The organism is Microbaculum marinum, from assembly GCF_037855135.1.
Taxonomy (GTDB): domain Bacteria; phylum Pseudomonadota; class Alphaproteobacteria; order Rhizobiales; family Tepidamorphaceae; genus Microbaculum; species Microbaculum marinum.
The window spans coordinates 94,965-110,907 of the sequence record NZ_JAZHOF010000007.1 but is presented as its reverse complement, the minus strand read 5'-3'; the positions used below and the strand labels follow the sequence as shown (position 1 = coordinate 110,907).

Below are 15,943 nucleotides of genomic sequence, written 5' to 3'. Positions count from 1 at the left end.
GTTCTTTGATACAGCCTCCGCTTGGCTTATAGTCGGTACTGTCCGGGGGCTCGGACAATAATCGGGAGAGATCGGGACCGACGGTTCCGTTCGGAGGATTCATGGCCCCCAGGATCGGCATTTCCATCCACACCTTCATTCGCGTCGCACTCGCCTCTGCCGCCCTCATGCCGGGGTTGCTGGCATCCGCCGCGATCGCCCAGGACGGCGCACTGTCGACGGGCGATGCGCTGACGACGCAATTCTCCGGCTTCGCCAGCACCTCCGATGCCGATCCGCTCCCCGATCCCGACGGCGTCACGGTGCGGGCGCTGCGCCTCGGCAACCCGGGCTTTGCCGCCGACGGCTCGATCTGGCCCGACGTGCCGGAAGGACTGGCGCTGACGGCCCGCCAGACCGGCCAGGTGTTCGCCACCACCTTCGACGACCAGTCCCCCGCCGACGCCTACGTCGCGGCCACCTCCGCCTTCGGGCTCTACCGCAGCGGCGACGGCTGGGCGCCCGGCATGTGGGGCGAGGGCGGCGGTCCCGGCACCATCTGGAAGCTGGAAGCCGCCAACGGCTACAGCCCGGTTCCCTTCGCCAACGTCACGGGCGACGGCACCGACAACGGAGGTGCCGGACTCGGCGGCCTGACCTTCGACCCGTGGAACCGGCAACTCTTCGCCGCCGACCTGGAAAGCGGCCTGATCCACCGGATCGACCTTGCGACCGGCGAGACCGTCCAGACCTTCGATCACGGCCTCGACGGCCGCTCCTACTTCCTCGACGTGCCGTCCGGCCAGTACCTCGTCCTCGACGTCATTCCCGACGTGCCCGGCGAACCCCGCTACCAGGACTGCACCGATGCCTCCGGCGCCGCCGCACCGTTCTGGCGGACGCCGGAATGCTGGAACTACGCCGATTTCCGCCGCCGCGTCTGGGGCCTCGGCGTGCAGCGCGATCCGGTCACCGATCAGGTGCGCCTGTACTACGCGGTCTGGGGCGGCGCTGCGCTCGGTGCGGACGGATGGGAGACCGCCGGCGACGACGCCGCCACCACGGTCTGGTCGGTCCGCCTCGACGGCAATGGCGGCTTCGACCTCACCGACGTGCAGCGCGAATTCGTGGTGCCGCCGCTGGTCCCGCAGACCGAAGGCGGTATCCAGGCCGAATCGCCGCCCGTCACCGACATAGCCTTCTCGTCCGACGGCGCCATGGTTCTGGCCGAGCGTGGCCGGCCGGCGCCGGACCTGCAGGGTGGGCAAGGCCGGCTCGTCCAGCCCGATTCCGCCCGCGTCATGCTGTTCATCCGCAACGATGACGGGGTCTGGGAGCCGGAGGGCCGCTACGATGCGGGCTTCCCGGAGCGCGGCCCCGACAGCGCCCCCTACATCCGGGCCAACGCGGCCGGCGGCCTTGCCCTCGGCGACGGCTATACGGACGACGGTGACATCGACCCGGAAGCGCCCGATTCGACGGTTTGGATGTCCGCCGATCCCCTGTGCGCGCCGAACGGCCCCTGTATCGATCGCCAGTCGGGGCAGGCGACCGTCCAGGGTCCCCTAGGTGGCATACAGGGATCCCCGATCTCGGCCACGACGGACCTGGTGCCGCCTGCCGCGATCCAGGACTACCCTTCGGGCGGCGGACCCGTCACGCAGCCTCAGGGCCTCCTGGAGGCCTATCTCGTCCCCACGCCGGACACAGGCTCCATCATCGGCGCCATGGGCGACGTCGCCATCTACCGGGCCGAGGCACCCACCCAGATCGTCGAACTGCCGGAGGAGGTTCCACAGGAACTGATCGAGGAGTTGCCGCCGGAGGTGGTGACCCCGGACAATCCTTTGCCCGATCTGGCCGTTGCCAAGACCGGTCTGGGCCGCTGCGCGCCTGGCAGCCAGTGCGTCTACCAGATCTCCGTCACCAATCGCGGCCCGGTCGACTACAACGGTCCGATCCTGCTGACCGACACCATCGGTGCGCCCAACGTCTCGCTCGCCGGCGCCACCGGCGACCAGTGGGACTGCTTCGCCGCCGACGGCAACATCTACTGTCAGTATCCGGCCACCACCCTCGCACCGGGCGCCAGCCTCTCGTTCGCCCTTACGCTGCAGCCCGGCGCGAACCATAGCGAGCCGCGCCTGAACAACTGTGCCGCGGTCACCTGGCTGGGGCTGCAGGGACGTGACCGCATTCGCGCCGTGCAGGCCGAACTGAAGCGGCGCGGCTACGATCCGGGCTCGGTCGACGGCATCATGGGTCCGAACACGTCCAACGCCATCCGCAGCGCCGAAGCCGCGGCCGGCCTTCCCGCGACCGGTCAGATCAATCCGACCTTCATCGAGGCGCTCTACGGTCCAGGCGCCAATCAGGATGGCGACGCCAGTCCCGGCAACGACCAGGACTGCGCAATCATTCCCGTCGACGTCCCGCCGCCGTCGGGTCATCAGGTCCAGGTCTCGGGCTTCCATCGCAAGTTCGATTCACTGAACCACGACCAGACCACCAGCGCACCTGTCCAGTTCCACGACCTCGATCTGTCCTATTTCCATCGCACCTGGCAGTCGTCCCTGCACGACGTCAGCTACAGCCAGCCGATCCCGATCCACCGGGTGGCGCTGTCGCAGTTCCACCTCACCTGGGGGTCGGGCCTGCACGACGGCATCTACACGCGCCTCGTGCCGATCCACTCGGTTTCGATTTCGGGGTTCCACGACTCCTTCCAGTCGATCCAGCACGACTACTACACCTCCTCGCAGGTTCCGTTTCATCGCCCGGCACTGTCCAGTTTCCACCGGAGCTGGAACTCGCAGCGCCATGACGGCATCGTGACGCGTATCGCCCCGCTGCACTGGGTCCAGCTTTCGGCGTTCCACCGCCGTTTCGCCTCGGGCCTGCACGACAACGCCGTGACGCGGCTGCGTCCGGTCCATGGCCCGTCGCTATCGAACTTCCACAACTTCAATCAGTCGAGCCTGCATGATCCGCTGACATCGCGGGTCAGGCCGATCCACCAGCCGGCCGTATCGAACTTCCACAGCAACGGCATCTCGGCACAGCACAGCCCGGCCACGTCGCGGCCGCGACCGGATCACTTCACGAACCTGTCGAGCTTCCACCGGACGTTCGTCTCCAACCAGCACGAGCCGCTCACGACCCGCCTCAAGCCGGTGCACAATCCGTCGGTCTCGAACTTCCACAGCAACGGCAGTTCCGCGGTCCACAGCCCTCTGACGTCGCAGCCGCGCGACATCCACCTGCTGACGATGTCCAACTACCACCGGACGAATCCGTCTGCCTCGCACAATCCGGCAACGACCTCCAGCCGGCCTGTCCATGCCCCGTCGGTCTCGACCTTCCACCGAAACGGCCAGTCGCGGCTGCACAACTCGACGACCTCGCAAGCGGCGCCCGTCCATGCGCCGGCCATTTCGACGTTCCATCGCACCGGTCAGTCCGGCCTGCACAATTCGGCCTCCTCGCAGGGCCAGTCGCCGTCCCATCAGCTGGGCCTGTCGAACTTCCACCGCAGCAGTGCTTCGACCCTGCACAACAACCGGACCTCCCAGGGGACCTCTCCGTCGCACAATCCGGCGCTGTCGAACTTCCACCGCAACGGTCAGTCGGACCAGCACAGGCCGCAGACCTCGTCGGCGATGTCGCCCGGCCAGCCCATCCACAGCGACGGAGTGTCCCGGGCCGTGAAACCGGTCGTTCCGACGCTGCCGGCTCACAATCCGGCCGTATCCCGAAACGCGACCCAACCGGCCCACAATCCGGCTCGGTCCGATGCCGACAGGCAGCCGGCACACAACTCGACGATTTCCGCGCAGGTTTCACCCCCGCGGACGCCGAACCAGCCGAACGTGCCGAAACCTCCCGTGGTGCCGACGCACGACACGAATGCGTCGCGGGCGGCCACGGTACCCTCGCACAACACCAACCAGTCGCAGTCGCAGAGCAGGCCGCAGCAGCCGGCGGTTCCCACGCACAACACCAATGCGTCGCGGGCAGCCACCGTGCCGTCGCACAGCACCAGCCAATCGCAGTCGCAGAGCAGGCCGCAGCAACCGGCGGTTCCCACGCACAACACCAATGCGTCGCGGGCAGCCACCGTGCCGTCGCACAGCACCAGCCAGTCGCAGTCGCAGAGCAGGCCGCAGCAACCGGCGGTTCCCACGCACAATCCGAACGTGTCCCGAGCGGCCACGGTCCCGCGGGTGCCCGCCCACGATACGGCCCGGTCCCAGGCGGCCAACCAGCCCAGGCCGTCGGCGCCCCAGCCCGTCGCACCTAAGCCCGCCGCTCCGAAACCGGCCGCGCCCAAGCCGCCGGCCCCGGCTCCTGCGGCGCCGAAGCAACCCGCAGTGCCGTCGCACAATTCCAGTGTCTCCCAGGCGCAGGATCAGCAGAAGCAGATGCAGCAGCAGCTTCTCAAGCAGCAGCAACAGCAACAGCAGCAAATGCAGCAGCAGTTGCAGAAGCAGCAGCAACAGCAGCAGCAACAGCAGCAGCAATTGCTGCAGCAGCGGCAACAGCAGATCCAGCAGCAACAGCAGCAGCAACAAAAGGCGCTACAGCAGCGTCAGCAACAGATTCAGCAGATGCAGCAGCAACAACAGGCGCAGCCGAAGTCCAACAGCAATGCTCATGATCCCAACGTGTCGCGCGTCCAGCAGATGCAGAAGCAACTCCAGCAGCAGAAGGGCGGCAACCGGTAAGGCGTGGCCGATCGGGTCGGCCGCTCGCGCGGCACTGGCATCCCTGTCGATGGTTTGCGCCGGCATGGCAGGGGCCGGACAGGCCGTTGCGGAGCCCCAGCCCGGCGAGCCGGGATACGGCGTCACGTTCAACCAGCAGATCATCGACCGGCTGCAAGGCGCGCCGGCCTTCAATATCGACGATCCTCTGGAGACCTTCCGCCACGTGTTCGCCGCCGTGCCCGGGGAGGCGACCGTCTATCCGACCGAGAACTACTACTATTTCTCGTTCGTCTGGAGCGGCATCGAGTTTGCCGGCAACATCCGCCTGGACGTGGCGGACCGTGACGACGGCGTCCTGCACTTTGCCTATTTTTCGAAGAACGAGCCCTGGAACGTCGAAATCCTGACCAATTACAAGCCGCTGACCGAGAGCGACGGCGTCACGGTCGAGAAGGCCGGCGATCTGGCCTACGACGTCACCTTCGAAGGCAAGACCGTCCATTTCAGGCTCAACGACATGAGCGGCATCGAACCGCCGGAAGGTCTGGTCGCAGACGGCGACACCTACCTGGGACCGGCCTTCGATGAATCCGGGCTGTCCTTCTTCGTGCTGTTCAACGAGGACAGGAAGGACTTCATGTTCGTTTTGAACGAAACCGGCTACCTGAACGACTTCCTGCTGCCGTACCACGACGACCATCCGGCGCTGACCGTCGGGGCCCGCACCGGTTTTGCCTTCTATGAGGATCGTTTTGCTCCGCGCAAGGTCTTGGTCGGCGTCTACGGTGGCAGCGTGTCGGCCAACACCTATTTCGACGGACCGTTCGACCAGTTGCCCGACAACTTCATTCCCGGGGAGGAACTGCGCGACGCGATCCTGGCGAAATACCCTGAACTGGACGGGCAGATCGACAGGCTCGGCCATTTCCGTGCTCAGGAAGGCCGCTTCCTCGTCAATCCCTACATCAATTACGACTATCCCGGGCAGTTGGAGCAGTTTCTGCGGTGTGGAGATTCCGCATTGGACGAGGCGAAATTCTACGCATGCCTGGCCCCGGGGGACGGTCAGTAAATTTTATCCATTTGGTCAAAGACAACGCGTTGCGCCGGCGCATTTCGCACTGCATGATGGATGGGCATGCGCATTTGTTGCGCATGGACGTGGCCGCGACGGGTAGGTATGGGCCGACTGACGACGCATGTTCTCGATACCAGTTCCGGGCGGCCGGCGGGCGGCCTAAAGGTCGAATTGTTCAGGGATCCGGTTTCGTCGCCGATCGGTGACCCCGTCGCGTCAGTCTCTACCAATTCCGATGGAAGGCTGGCCGGCCCGTTGCTGGATGGCGACGCCTTCCAGCCAGGTACCTACGAGCTCAGGTTTCACGTCGCCGCCTACTTCCGCGAACGTGGCGTCGAGCTACCGGAACCGGCTTTCCTGGACGTGGTGCCGATACGCTTCGGCATAGCGGACCCGGGTGCCCATTATCACGTTCCCCTTCTGATTTCCCCTTACGGGTATTCGACCTACAGGGGCAGCTAACAGATGAAGGCCGAACGCGACTCGATCACCATCATCCGGCGCGGCGAGGCTGTGGAAATCGACCGGTTCGCTCCGACCGAGACGCTGCTCGACTATCTGCGCCTGCGCGAGCGCAGCATCGGTACGAAGGAGGGCTGCGCCGAGGGGGACTGCGGGGCCTGCACCGTCGCCATCGGACGCCCCGACGGGGAGGGCGGCGTCGCCTACCGTCCCGTCAACGCCTGCATCCACCTACTCGGCATGGCCGACGGCGCGGAGGTGGTCACCGTCGAGGATCTCGCCAGGGGCGGCACCCTGCATCCGGTCCAGCGTGCCTTCGTCGACCATCACGCGAGCCAGTGCGGCTTCTGCACGCCGGGCTTCGTGATGGCGCTGTTTGCGCTTCACCACCGCCCGGACCCTGGTCCGATCGACCGGAACGATGTCAACGACGCCATTGCCGGAAACCTCTGCCGGTGCACGGGCTACAAGCCGATCGTTGCGGCAGCGCTCGACGCTTGCGCCGAGCCGCAACCCGACGGCTTCGGCGAATCGGCGACGACGTTGACAGGCATCGGGGAAGGGCAGCCGGTGTTCGTCGGCAACGAACGCAGCTTCTTTGCCGCGCCAGCCGCTATCGACGAGCTGGCCGCGCTCTGCATGCTCCATCCCGGCGCGACCATCGTGGCCGGCGCGACCGATGTCGGCCTGTGGATCACCAAGCAGATGCGGCCGATCGAGCAGGTCATCCATGTCGGGCGGGTGCGTGGTCTGGCCGATGTCGAGGATCGGTCGGATTCGATCGAAATCGGTGCCGCGGCGACCTATCAGGATGCCTGGGGGGCGCTGTCCGCCATCGACCCGGATTTCGCCGAGGTCCTGCGGCGGCTTGGTTCGCCGCAGGTGCGCGCCGTCGGAACGGTCGGCGGCAACATCGCCAACGGCTCGCCGATCGGCGACATGCCGCCGCTCCTGATCGCGCTTGGATCCGGGATCACGCTGCGCCGCGGCGCCGAAACCCGCACGATGCCGCTGGAGGACTTCTATATCGACTACGGCCGGCAGGACCGGCTGCCCGGCGAGTTTCTGGTCTCGGTGCGCGTGCCGAAGCCGGCGGGTACGGCGGCCTTCCGCGCCTACAAGATTTCCAAGCGCTTCGACCAGGACATTTCCGCCGTCCTGGCTGCGATCGCCATCGACCTGGAAGGCCGGCGGATCGCATCGGCCCGCATCGCCTTCGGCGGCATGGCCGGGATCCCGAAGCGGGCACGACGGGTCGAATCCGCGCTCGCCGGCATTTTGCTGGACGACAGCTCCCGTTCGAGTGCGGCCCTCGACCTGCTCGGCGACGACTTCAGCCCGCTGAGCGACCATCGGGCGAGCGCCGGCTATCGCCTGCGGGTCGCGCGCGGACTTCTCATGAAGGCGCTGACCGAGATTGCCGGGACGCCGAGCGCCCATACGAGAGTGGTCGGGCTCAGGGAGGTCGCCGATGTCGCAGGCGCCTGAGCTGATCGTCGATCCGCACGTCAATGCCACGGGCGAACTGCGTTCGGTCCACAAACCGGTGCCGCACGACAGCGCCGAACGGCACGTCGCCGGCACCGCGCTCTACGTCGACGACGTCTTCGAACCCGCCGGCTGCCTGCACGTCGCCGTCGGCGGATCGCCTTCGGCCGCCGGCCGGATCGCCCGGCTCGACCTGGAGCGGGTCCGCGCCGCGCCCGGCGTGGTGGCGGTCGCGACCGCAGCCGACATTCCCGGCCACAACGACATCAGCCCGATCGGCGCCGGCGACGATCCGATCCTCGCCGGCGACGAAGTCGTGTTCCACGGCCAGCCGCTGTTCATCGTCATCGCCCGCGACCGCCTGTCGGCCAGGCGCGCGGTCGGGCTGGCGGCGATCGAGATCGAGGAGACCGCCCCGCTGCTCACCGCCGAAGCGGCGGCCGACGCGAACGCGATGGTGTCGCCGGATTTCGATATCGTCCGCGGCGACGCCGCAGCCGGGATCGCCGCTGCGCCGAGGCGCCTGTCGGGCAAGCTGATGATCGGTGGCCAGGAACACTTCTACCTGGAAGGCCAGGCCGCGCTCGCCGTCCCGGAAGAGGGCGGCGACATGTACGTCCTCACGTCGACGCAACATCCAAGCGAGGTGCAGAAAGCCGTGGCGGAGATGCTACGGCAGCCTCTTAGCACCGTGACGGCAGAGGTACGACGCATGGGTGGCGGATTCGGTGGCAAGGAATCGCAGGCCGGCCAGTGGGCCGTGCTGGCAGCCCTCGGCGCCCGTATCACCGGAAAACCCTGCAAACTCCGCCTCGATCGCGACGACGACATGATCATGACCGGAAAACGGCATGATTTCGCGACGTTCTGGAAAGTCGGCTTCGACGACGAGGGAACTCTCCTGGCACTCGAGCTCGATTTCCTGGCACGCTGCGGCCACTCTGCAGACCTGTCGGTCGGGGTGGTGGACCGGACCGTATTCCATGCCGATAATGCCTATTATCTCAAGGACATAGCTGCGCGGTCCCGGCGATTGCGCACGAATACGGTATCGAATACCGCCTTTCGCGGCTTCGGCGGCCCGCAGGGCATCCTCGCCATCGAGCACGTCATCGACCAGGTCGCTCATGCCCTCGGACAGGATCCCTTCGACGTCCGCATGCGCAATCTCTACGGCCCCGGCCGCGATGTTACGCCCTATGGCATGGAGGTCTTCGACAACATCGCTCCGGAGGTGATGGCGAGTGTCGCCGAACGCTCCGGCTATCGCGCCCGGCGGCAGGAGATTGCGCGGTTCAACAACGAAAACGCCTTTCTGAAAAAGGGGATAGCGATCACGCCGGTGAAGTTCGGCATTTCCTTCACGACGACCCACCTGAACCAGGCCGGGGCGCTCGTGCATGTCTATTCGGATGGCTCGATCCATCTCAATCACGGCGGCACCGAGATGGGGCAGGGCCTCTACGTCAAGGTCGCCCAGGTCGTCGCCGACGAGTTCGGCGTCGACGTCGCCTACGTCAAGATCACCGCCACCACGACCGCCAAGGTCCCCAACACCTCGCCGACGGCGGCATCTTCCGGGACCGATCTCAACGCCATGGCCGCCCGCTTAGCCGCCGCTCAGATCCGGACCCGGCTCACGGCCTTCGCCGCGGAAATCCTTGAAGGACCTCCGGAAGACGTGCGGTTCCGCGACAATCACGTCATTCTCGGCAACCGCTCGATGCCCTTTGCCGAACTCGTCAACAAGGCCTACTACGCCCGCATTTCTCTTTCTTCGACAGGGTTCTACAAGACGCCGAAGATCCATTGGGACCGCGAAACGGCGCGTGGCAGGCCGTTCTTCTACTTCGCCTACGGCGCGGCCTGCTCCGAGGTGACGATCGATACGCTGACCGGCGAGTTGCGCGTCGATCGGGTCGATATCGTCCATGACGTCGGCAAATCTCTCAATCCGGCAATCGATATCGGCCAGATCGAGGGCGGTTTCGTCCAGGGCATGGGATGGCTCACGACGGAGGAACTCGTCTGGGACGAACGGGGCCGACTGCGCACGCATGCGCCATCGACCTACAAGATCCCCACATCCTCCGACGTTCCTGCCGAATTCCACGTCCACCTGTTCGACTGCGAGAACCGGGAAGGCGCAATCTATGGTTCGAAGGCGGTCGGGGAGCCGCCGCTGATGCTTGCGATCTCTGTCCATTCGGCGATCTTCGACGCAATCGCCGGCATGGCGCGGCCGGAGGCGCCGATACCCTTGCGTGCGCCCGCCACGCCCGAGGCAATCCTGAACGCAATCGACGCCGTACGGGGGGACGCCGTGCAGGAGGCGTACAGATGAGCGATATCTGGACCCGCCTTAGCAGGATCGTGCGCATTCAGGGGCGCGGCGCGCTTGTCACGGTCCTCGACATCCGCGGATCGGCGCCGCGTGAGGCCGGGGCACGAATGATAGTCGCCCCCGATGGATCGTTCAGCGGTACGGTGGGCGGCGGACAGCTGGAGTGGGAGGCAATCCAGCTTGCCGCCGGGCGACTGCGGGTCGGCTCGTCCCAAATGTGCGTTTCCGACTTTGCCCTCGGGCCGGATCTCGGCCAGTGCTGCGGCGGTCGTGTCACGATCGCGACCGAACTCTTCGTCGACCGGGATCTCGGCGAGATAGAACGCCTTGCGGGTCTGGAAGCCAGCGGCGGGTTCACCTGCGAAGCACGCTACATACCTGACCGGCCACACGCCGAGCGCCGGATCCTGGGCAATTCAGGCGAGGCAGCTGATACCGCGCAACCCGGAGTCAGGGTACTCACCCGCGTCGAACGCTTCGAGGATACGCGATACCCGGTCGTGCTGTTCGGCGCGGGGCATGTGGGCCGAGCGCTGGTTCTCGCCCTTGCGCCGCTGCCGTTCCGCGTCACCTGGGTGGACGGCCGGCCGGACGGGTTTCCGAAGGCGATGCCCCGGAATGTGACCCCGGTCCGGGCCGCCCGCCCCGCCCAGCTCGTAGGCGAGGCGGCATCCGGAAGCCTCGTCATCATCATGACGCACAGCCATCCGCTCGACCTGGAACTGACCCGCGCCGCTCTTGCGCGTAACGATTTGCCTTACGTCGGTGTGATCGGAAGCGAGACCAAACGGGCGAGGTTCCTCAGTCGGCTCCGAGACTCCGGAATCGGCAGCAGCGCGCTGGCCAGGCTCCGCTGTCCGATCGGCATCGACGGTATCGACGACAAGGCGCCGCCGGTGATCGCCGCTTCTGTGGCCGCCGAATTGTTGCTGGTTTCTCAGGCAGCGCGAGGGGACAGCGGCGACGCAGCCGAGGGATTTCCACAGGAAGGAACGAGAAGGGAAGAGAATAAATTATTACAGAGAGGCAGGTTATCGTAATTTCCTGAGGTAATGATCCAAATGCAGCTTCCCATGCGGCGCGAAGCTTGCAGGCGATCTGACCTGACAGTGTGAGAGGGGGGCGCGGTGACTGCTGGCACCGGGCGCGAGCAGGGCAGGCCGAGAGGAGGGGCCGGACCATGACCGGCACGACCAAGAACGGGGCACACGACGTTCCGCTGCTCGAAGCTCGCGGGATTACCAAGCAGTTCGGCACCGTCACCGCCAACGACACGGTCGATCTCGTCGTCAGGGAAGGCGAGATCCATGCTCTGCTGGGCGAGAACGGCGCCGGCAAGTCGACACTGGTCAAGATTCTCTACGGCATCCTCGAACCCAATGCAGGCAACGTGCTGTGGCGCGGAGAGGCCATCCGGCTACGTGCGCCGGCCGATGCGCAGGCGCTCGGTATAGGCATGGTTTTCCAGCACTTTTCGCTGTTCGAGGCATTGACCGTTGCCGAAAACATCACGCTCGCCCTGCCCAGGGACACCTCCACCCGGGAGGTTGCGCGCAAGGTCCGCGCGATCTCTGCCGAGTACGGCCTGCCCCTCGATCCGGACCGCCACGTCTACCGGCTGTCCGTCGGAGAGCGCCAGCGCATCGAGATCGTGCGCTGCCTGATGCAGAATCCGCGGCTGATCATCATGGACGAGCCAACCGCCGTGCTGACGCCGCAGGAAGCCGACAAGCTGTTCGAGACATTGATCCGCCTCGCCGGCGAGGGCTGTTCCATCCTCTACATCAGCCATCGGCTCGAGGAGGTGAAGCGGATCTGCTCGACCGCCACCGTCCTGAGACGCGGCAAGGTGGTCGCTGCCTGCGATCCTCGCAAGGAGACCGCCGCGTCCCTTGCCCGGATGATGGTCGGTGCGGATATCGACGACGTGAAGCCCCCCGGAGAACATGCGTTCGGACCGGTACGGTTGAGCGTTGCCGGACTTTCGACGACCCCCGAGGATCCGCTGGGAACGGCGCTTCACGACATCTCCTTCGAAGTCAGGGGCGGCGAAGTGCTGGGGATCGCCGGCGTCGCCGGAAATGGCCAGGAGGAGCTTTTCGAGGCTCTGTCCGGTATCGTCCCCGTTCGCCGTCCCGAAACGATGGCGATAGACGGCAAGCCGGTGGGCCGGGCAGGCATCAACGCCCGGCGCAGGATGGGCGCCGCATTCGCGCCGGAGGAGCGTATCGGCGAGGCGGCCGTCGCCCGCTTCAAGCTCAGCGAGAACATCCTGCTATCCGGCCACGAGACCGAGGGTGTCGTCTCCGGCGGCTTCATCAATGCGCGTGGGGCGCGCACCCTGGCAACCGAAGTGATCGAGCGCTTCGACGTCAGGGTCGGCGGACCGGACCCGGAAGCCGGAAGCCTTTCGGGGGGCAATCTGCAGAAGTTCGTCGTTGGCCGCGAGATGCGCCGCGCGCCCGGCGTGGTCGTTCTGAGCCAGCCCACCTGGGGCGTCGATGCGGGCGCCGCGGCCGTCATCCGACAGGCGCTGATAGACCTCGCGGCGCAGGGCAGCGCCGTCGTCGTCATCTCCCAGGACCTCGACGAGATTTTCCAGATCGCCGACTCGATCGCGGCGATTTCGCATGGCCGGTTGTCCGCCGTCTACCCGGCAAACGAGATGGACATGGAGAAGGCCGGTCTGCTGATGGGCGGCGTCCACGCTTCGGAAACCGGGGAGGCCGTGGATGCGGCTTGAGCTGGAGCGGCGGGGCGAACAGTCACGCGTGATGACGGTGTTGTCGCCCGTCATTGCGATCGGCCTGACCCTAGTCGCCGGCGCGATCCTGTTCCTGCTTGCCGGGATACATCCGGCCGAAGGCATCTACACCTATTTCATCTCGCCGGTCACCACGGCCTATTCGGCCCAGGAAGTGCTGGTGAAGGCCTCGCCGCTGATCCTGATCGCTCTCGGGTTGTCGCTGTGCTTCCAGGCGAATGTCTGGAACATCGGCGCGGAAGGACAGTACACCCTCGGCGCGATCCTCGGGGGCTGGCTGGCCCTTGCATTCGGCAATTTCAGCTCGCCCCTGGTCCTTCCGGCGGTGCTGGTCGCAGGCATTGCGGGCGGCCTGCTGTGGGCGGCAATCCCGGCGCTGCTGAAGACCGTCTTCCGCACCAACGAGATCCTGACGAGCCTCATGCTCACCTACGTCGCGCTGCTCCTCCTGGACTACCTCGTGCGCGGACCGCTGCGCGATCCGGCAGGATTCAATTTTCCGGAAAGCGCCCTGTTCGGTCCATCTGCGGTGTTGCCGACCCTGGCGTCGGGTGGTCGGCTGCACCTTGGCGTGCTGTTTGCCTTCGGACTGGCGATCATCATGGCCTTCGCCATGCCGACGACGCTGAAGGGCTTCCAGATCCGGACAATCGGACAGGCGCCGAAGGCGGCGCGGTTTGCCGGCTTCGGGACCAACGGCATGATCCTGTTCGTGTTCCTCGTCAGCGGCGGGCTGGCGGGTCTTGCGGGTATCTCCGAGGTGTCGGGAACGATCGGACAGCTGCTCCCGGTCATTTCGCCAGGCTACGGCTTCACGGCGATCATCGTGGCGTTTCTCGGACGCCTCAATCCGATCGGGATCGTGTTTGCCGGACTGATCATGTCGATCTCCTTCATCGGCGGGGAGGCCGCCCAGATCAGGCTGGGCCTGCCGATCGACGTCGCGAAGGTGTTCCAGGGCTTCCTGCTGTTCTTCATCCTCGCTTGCGACACCCTGATCTACTACCGGCTGCGGCTGTTGAAGCCGCGCGCGGCGACCTGAGGGCGGCGTCGTGGGCTGGTTGGAACCTCTTCTGCTGACGATCATCACGGCGTCGACGCCGCTGCTGCTTGCAGCAATAGGCGAACTGGTTGCCGAACGCTCCGGCGTCCTCAACCTCGGCGTCGAGGGAATGATGATCATGGGCGCGGTCTGCGCCTTCGCCGTCGCCGTTCAGACCGACAACGGATTCCTGGGCGTCATCGCCGGCGCCCTCGCGGGGGCGGGGCTGTCGCTCATTTTCGCGGTGCTCACGGTTTCGATGGCGACGAACCAGGTCGCCACGGGCCTGGCGCTGACACTGTTCGGCATCGGCGTTTCCGGCGTGATCGGCGACGGCTATGTCGGCGTCGATCGCTCGCCGCTGCCTCGGCTCGACGTCCCGGGCCTCACCGACCTGCCGTTCATCGGACCGGTGCTGTTCGGCCAGGACGCGCTGGTCTACCTCTCTTTCGCCCTGGTGATCGGCGTCACCTGGTTCCTGCGCCGGTCCCGGGCCGGGCTCACCCTGCGGGCGGTCGGCGACAACCATCATTCGGCCCACTCGCTGGGCCTGCCCGTGGTACGCGCACGGTATCTGGCGATCCTGTTCGGCGGCGCCTGCGCGGGATTGGGAGGGGCCTATCTGTCGCTGTCCTACACGCCGTTCTGGGTGGAGGAAATGACCGCCGGTCGCGGCTGGATCGCCCTGGCGCTGGTGGTCTTTGCCTCCTGGATCCCCTGGCGTGCGATCGTTGGTGCCTACCTGTTCGGGACGATAACGATCCTGCAGTTCCACGCACAGGGGGCCGGAATCGGCATACCTTCGCAGTTGATGTCGTCTCTCCCGTACCTTGCAACGATCCTCGTGCTGGTGATCATCTCGTATGAACGTACGCGCGCACGCGCCAACACCCCGCTCTGCCTGGGCATTCCGTTCGTAGCCGACCGCTAGGGGGGCCGCGGAGACAGAAACCCGATGTCAGAACCAACAATTTCAACCAGAGGAGCTGTCAGATGAAGAAACTACTCGTCGCAGCGGCCGTGCTCTCCTTGGGGCTGGCCACTGCAAATGCCCAGGAACAGGTCAAGGCGGCCTGGGTCTATGTCGGGCCGATCGGCGATTTCGGATGGTCGTACCAGCACAATCAGGGCCGCCTCGCCGTGGAGGAAGCTCTTGGGGACAAGGTCAAGACCAGCTACGTCGAGAACGTTTCGGAAGGCCCCGATGCGGAGCGCGTCATCCGGCAGCTTGCCGCCGACGGCAACGACATCATCTTCACCACCTCGTTCGGCTTCATGAATCCGACGGCGAAGGTCGCCGCCATGTTCCCCGACAAGAAGTTCGAGCACGCGACGGGCTACAAGCGTTCGGACAACCTCGGCACGTACTCGGCACGCTTCTATGAAGGCCGGTACGTGATAGGCAAGATCGCCGGACGCGTCTCGGAAAACGGCATCATCGGCTATATCGGCTCGTTCCCGATTCCCGAGGTCGTGCGCGGCATCAATGCCTTCAAGCTTGGCCTGGAGTCGGTTCGGCCGAGCGCTCAGATCAAGGTGATCTGGGTCAACTCGTGGTTCGATCCCGGCAAGGAAGCCGACGCCGCGAAGGCGCTGATCGACCAGGGCGTCGACATACTCGTCCAGCACACCGACTCGCCCGCCGCCATGCAGGTCGCCGAGCAGCGCGGAATCCACGCCTTCGGGCAGGCCTCGGACATGATCCAGTTCGGTCCCACGGCGCAGTTGACGGCAATTGTCGACGACTGGTCCGTCTACTACACCAACAGGGTCAAGGCGGTGCTCGACGACACCTGGGCAGCCGACGACACATGGGGCGGCTTCTCGGCGGAGATGGTCAAGATGGCTCCGTACACGAACATGCCGGACGACGTTGCCGCGGAGGCGCGGGAGACCGAGGAAGCCATCCGCTCGGGCGAGTTGAATCCCTTCGCCGGACCGATCTACAAGCAGAACGGCGACCTCGCGGTGGCGGAAGGCGAAGCCCTGACCGACGAGCAGCTTCTCGGCATGAACTGGTACGTGAAGGGTATCGAGGACAAGCTCCCGGAGTAACCCGCAAGGGTCTCGCTGTCTCAGG

General features: G+C 65.9%; 10 protein-coding genes. All 10 read left to right on the top strand.

The features are described from left to right. Positions 1–101 precede the first annotated feature (101 nt). The 10 genes from V3328_RS17235 (at position 102) to V3328_RS17190 (ending at position 15,918) form a co-directional block, all read left to right on the top strand. Entirely contained in the window at positions 102–4,703 is a 4,602-nt protein-coding gene (locus V3328_RS17235; protein WP_340330941.1) for a peptidoglycan-binding domain-containing protein, read from the top strand. Positions 4,704–4,767: 64 nt separating this feature from the next. Then, positions 4,768–5,757 carry a hypothetical protein gene (locus V3328_RS17230; RefSeq protein WP_340330940.1) on the top strand — a complete coding sequence of 330 codons (990 nt, stop codon included), beginning with the start codon at positions 4,768–4,770 and terminating at the stop codon, positions 5,755–5,757. 108 nt (positions 5,758–5,865) lie between these two features. Beyond that, positions 5,866–6,225, top strand: coding sequence for a hydroxyisourate hydrolase (uraH, locus tag V3328_RS17225; protein ID WP_340330939.1), 360 nt, complete (start codon positions 5,866–5,868; stop codon positions 6,223–6,225). A gap of 3 nt (positions 6,226–6,228) precedes the next feature. Continuing rightward, entirely contained in the window at positions 6,229–7,713 is a 1,485-nt protein-coding gene (gene xdhA / locus V3328_RS17220; protein ID WP_340330938.1) for a xanthine dehydrogenase small subunit, read from the top strand. Continuing rightward, positions 7,697–10,057 carry a xanthine dehydrogenase molybdopterin binding subunit gene (gene xdhB / locus V3328_RS17215; protein ID WP_340330937.1) on the top strand — a complete coding sequence of 787 codons (2,361 nt, stop codon included), beginning with the start codon at positions 7,697–7,699 and terminating at the stop codon, positions 10,055–10,057. The genes xdhA and xdhB overlap by 17 nt, the downstream gene beginning before the upstream one ends. Beyond that, the gene (gene xdhC / locus V3328_RS17210) at positions 10,054–11,097 is read left to right on the top strand and encodes a xanthine dehydrogenase accessory protein XdhC (protein ID WP_340330936.1); all 1,044 of its coding nucleotides are present in this window, start codon (positions 10,054–10,056) and stop codon (positions 11,095–11,097) included. Before xdhB ends, xdhC begins: the two co-directional genes overlap by 4 nt. A 140-nt stretch (positions 11,098–11,237) precedes the next feature. Next, on the top strand, positions 11,238–12,800 hold the full coding sequence (locus tag V3328_RS17205; RefSeq protein WP_340330935.1) for an ABC transporter ATP-binding protein: 1,563 nt from the start codon (positions 11,238–11,240) through the stop codon (positions 12,798–12,800). Then, entirely contained in the window at positions 12,790–13,863 is a 1,074-nt protein-coding gene (locus V3328_RS17200) for an ABC transporter permease (RefSeq protein ID WP_340330934.1), read from the top strand. Before V3328_RS17205 ends, V3328_RS17200 begins: the two co-directional genes overlap by 11 nt. 10 nt (positions 13,864–13,873) lie before the next feature. Beyond that, on the top strand, positions 13,874–14,794 hold the full coding sequence (locus V3328_RS17195; RefSeq protein WP_340330933.1) for an ABC transporter permease: 921 nt from the start codon (positions 13,874–13,876) through the stop codon (positions 14,792–14,794). Positions 14,795–14,856: 62 nt separating this feature from the next. Then, positions 14,857–15,918 carry a BMP family ABC transporter substrate-binding protein gene (locus tag V3328_RS17190; protein WP_340330932.1) on the top strand — a complete coding sequence of 354 codons (1,062 nt, stop codon included), beginning with the start codon at positions 14,857–14,859 and terminating at the stop codon, positions 15,916–15,918. Positions 15,919–15,943 lie beyond the last annotated feature (25 nt).